Genomic DNA, 2,785 nt, shown 5'->3' with positions numbered 1-2,785 from the left:
GGCGCAGGGCATCGGTCAGGCGTTGACCGAACGGGTGGTGTTCGATGCGGATGGCCAGCTGCTCACAGCAAGTTTTATGGACTACGGGATGCCGCGCGCGGATGATCTGCCTATGATCAGGTTTTCAACTGAATGTGTGCCATCAACATATAATTCCATGGGGATGAAAGGCTGCGGCGAAGCCGGCACCGTCGGTGCGCTTGCTGCGATGGCAAATGCTGTGCTGGATGCGTTGTGGGATATCGGCGTGCGCGAGGTGGAAATGCCGTTCACTCCGCACCGTGTCTGGGAAACGATCCAGAAATCAAAGGCTGAGCGTGCAGCTGCGTGACTGGTTCTTCGGGCTTTTTGACAGGCGCGCGCGCAGTGAAGAAGGTGCTGTGCGCGGGCGTGGCCCTGCGGTCCATGTGATCATCCTTGACGGGACAATGTCATCACTTGCCGAAGGTTGCGAAACGAACGCGGGGCTAACGTTCAAACTCTTGTGTGAGGTCGGACGCACCGCCAATGTGACTGTCCATTACGAGGCCGGGATCCAATGGCGCGATTGGAAAAGCACATGGGACGTCATGACCGGCAAAGGGATCAACCGGCAGATCGAGCGCGCCTATGGCGTCGTCGCCTCGCGGTACCGCTCCGGTGACCGGATCGTTCTGGTCGGCTATTCAAGAGGTGCATATGCCGTGCGCTCGCTGGCAGGTGTCATTGATATGGTCGGGCTTGTCCGGTCCGAACATGCCACCGTCCGGACAATCCGCCAAGCCTACCGCCACTATCGCAGCGGTGCGCAAAGCCAGACAGTAGACGCGTTCCGGTCACTTTATTGCCACCCGTCCATCGAAGTCGAAGCGGTTGCAGTCTGGGATACGGTCAAAGCACTGGGCCTGCGGTTGCCGGTCATCTGGCGCTGGGCGGAAGCACAGCACAATTTCCACAACCACGCGCTCGGCCCGCATATTCGCAACGGCTTTCACGCTTTGGCGGTTGACGAGACCCGCCGCGCCTATGCCCCTGTGATGTGGCAGTTTCCCGAAGGCTGGTCCGGCCATGTCGAGCAAGTCTGGTTTCGCGGAAATCATGGCGACGTGGGCGGGCAGGTCTGGCAGCATCCGCCATCGCGGCCTTTGGCCAATATCCCCTTGGTGTGGATGCTGGAGCGTTTATCGGAGTGCGGGGTTCCTTTTCCTGACGGCTGGCGGGGGCGGTTTACGCAAGATCCGGCAGCCCCGTCTATCGGAAACTGGCGGGCTTGGGCCAAAGTGTTTCTGTCGCGGCGTCGGCGTATTGTGGGGCAGGATCGCTCGGAACGCCTGCATGAAACCATCAGCGATGCCGGAGCGTCTGCGTCAGTCGCCCCGCAGTTTCATGATCAGACAAGTGGTTGAGCCGGTGGCATAAAGCTTGCCCGTCACCGCATCGCGGATCTCGCCCCGCGCCACCCCGGTGGAGCGCCCGGCATGTTCAATGACCCCCGTCGCAAGGATTTCGGACCCGAGTGGAATAGCGCCGACCAGATTAACCTTATATTCCAACGTGGTATAGACGGAGCCTTTTGGCGTCATTGTCATCACGGCGCAAGACATGCAGCTGTCGAGCAAGGTGCCATACCACCCGCCATGCACACCACCCGCAGGATTGCTATGCTGGAATTCCGGTTTGCCGCGGAAGGTGACCCGGCCTTTTTCTACGGCCTCCAGTGAATACCCCATCAAGGCCGAGATCGGTGGCCGCGAGATGCGCCCGTCCTGCATTGCTTGCATGAATTCAAGGCCCGACATTGACAGCGTTGTCTCAAGATCGGGCATTTCTTCGGGGGTGGTGGCAGTAAACATTGGCGCTCCGAGCAATTTTTTGCCCGAAGCTGGCGCTTTAGGCCACGTTTTGCAACCGGACTTTTGGCGTCACGCCAAGCGCATGGCACACATCACGTGACAATTCGGGACGGTTCAGTGTGTAAAAGTGCAGATGATCAACGCCACCTTGTAGCAGGTCGTCACACAGCTCTGTCGCAACGGCGGTCGCCAAGAGTTCGGTGCTGCCATCACGGGTGGCATTTTCAAAGGCGTCATGGATCACTTGCGGGATATGCGTGCCGCATTGTTTTGCAAAGCGCTGGGTGCCACTCCAGTTCTCGACCGGAAGAATACCGGGAATGATCTGGCCATCAATACCCGCCTTCACACAGGCATCGCGGAAGCGGAAGAAAGTCTCGGCTTCAAAGAAGAACTGCGTGATAGCAGAGGTCGCACCGGCGTCAAACTTGCGCTTGAGGAAGGCAATGTCGGCGGCGTGGTCGGTCGCTTCGGGGTGTTTTTCGGGGTAGGCGCCCACGCGGATGGTGAACTGTCCGGTATTGGCCAGCGCCTCGATCAGCGTGACCGAGCTGTCAAAACCGTCGGGATGTGCGGTGAATTTCGCAGCACCTTTGGGCGCATCCCCCCGCAACGCAACGATTTCACGCACACCTGCTGCGGCGTAGTCTTCGGCGATCTGCAAGGTCTCGGCGCGTGTCGCGTCAACGCATGTGAGGTGTGCTGCTACATTCAAACCGCTGGTTTTGTGGATTGTCGTGACGGCTTCATGCGTTAGTTTGCGGGTGGTGCCGCCAGCACCATAGGTGACGGAAACAAAGGTGGGGTCCAAAGGGGCAAGCGTATTGACGCAATCCCAGAGACGAAAAGAACCCTCAAGGGACTTGGGGGGGAAGAATTCGAAGGAAACGTTCGGCTTGGACATGATGCACCTCTTGCTTGCCTTGATCTTTTGTCATCAGTATGAAGTTGAC

4 protein-coding genes are annotated in these 2,785 nt (G+C 58.7%); 2 read left to right on the top strand and 2 right to left on the bottom strand.

The genetic code is table 11. The annotated features are described in order from the left end of the window. Both VGP75_RS08480 and VGP75_RS08475 read left to right on the top strand, forming a co-directional pair. A partial coding sequence (locus VGP75_RS08480; RefSeq protein WP_327543241.1) for a molybdopterin cofactor-binding domain-containing protein occupies nucleotides 1–331 on the top strand: 331 nt, incomplete at its 5' end. Further along, complete coding sequence (locus tag VGP75_RS08475; protein WP_327543240.1) at nucleotides 318–1,385, top strand: T6SS phospholipase effector Tle1-like catalytic domain-containing protein; 1,068 nt, start codon at nucleotides 318–320, stop codon at nucleotides 1,383–1,385. The genes VGP75_RS08480 and VGP75_RS08475, both read left to right, overlap by 14 nt. Here the strand turns inward: VGP75_RS08475 and VGP75_RS08470 are convergent. Then, nucleotides 1,347–1,832 carry a PaaI family thioesterase gene (locus tag VGP75_RS08470; RefSeq protein ID WP_327543239.1) on the bottom strand — a complete coding sequence of 162 codons (486 nt, stop codon included), beginning with the start codon at nucleotides 1,830–1,832 and terminating at the stop codon, nucleotides 1,347–1,349. The genes VGP75_RS08475 and VGP75_RS08470 overlap by 39 nt on opposite strands. 37 nt (nucleotides 1,833–1,869) lie before the next feature. Beyond that, nucleotides 1,870–2,736 carry a methylenetetrahydrofolate reductase [NAD(P)H] gene (gene metF / locus VGP75_RS08465; protein ID WP_327543238.1) on the bottom strand — a complete coding sequence of 289 codons (867 nt, stop codon included), beginning with the start codon at nucleotides 2,734–2,736 and terminating at the stop codon, nucleotides 1,870–1,872. Between the last annotated feature and the right edge of the window lie 49 nt (nucleotides 2,737–2,785).

Origin of the sequence: Yoonia sp. (genome assembly GCF_036007805.1) — a bacterium.
In the GTDB taxonomy this organism is placed as follows: domain Bacteria; phylum Pseudomonadota; class Alphaproteobacteria; order Rhodobacterales; family Rhodobacteraceae; genus Yoonia.
The sequence above is the reverse complement of the archived record's forward strand: the minus strand, read 5'-3'. Positions and strand labels throughout refer to the sequence as shown.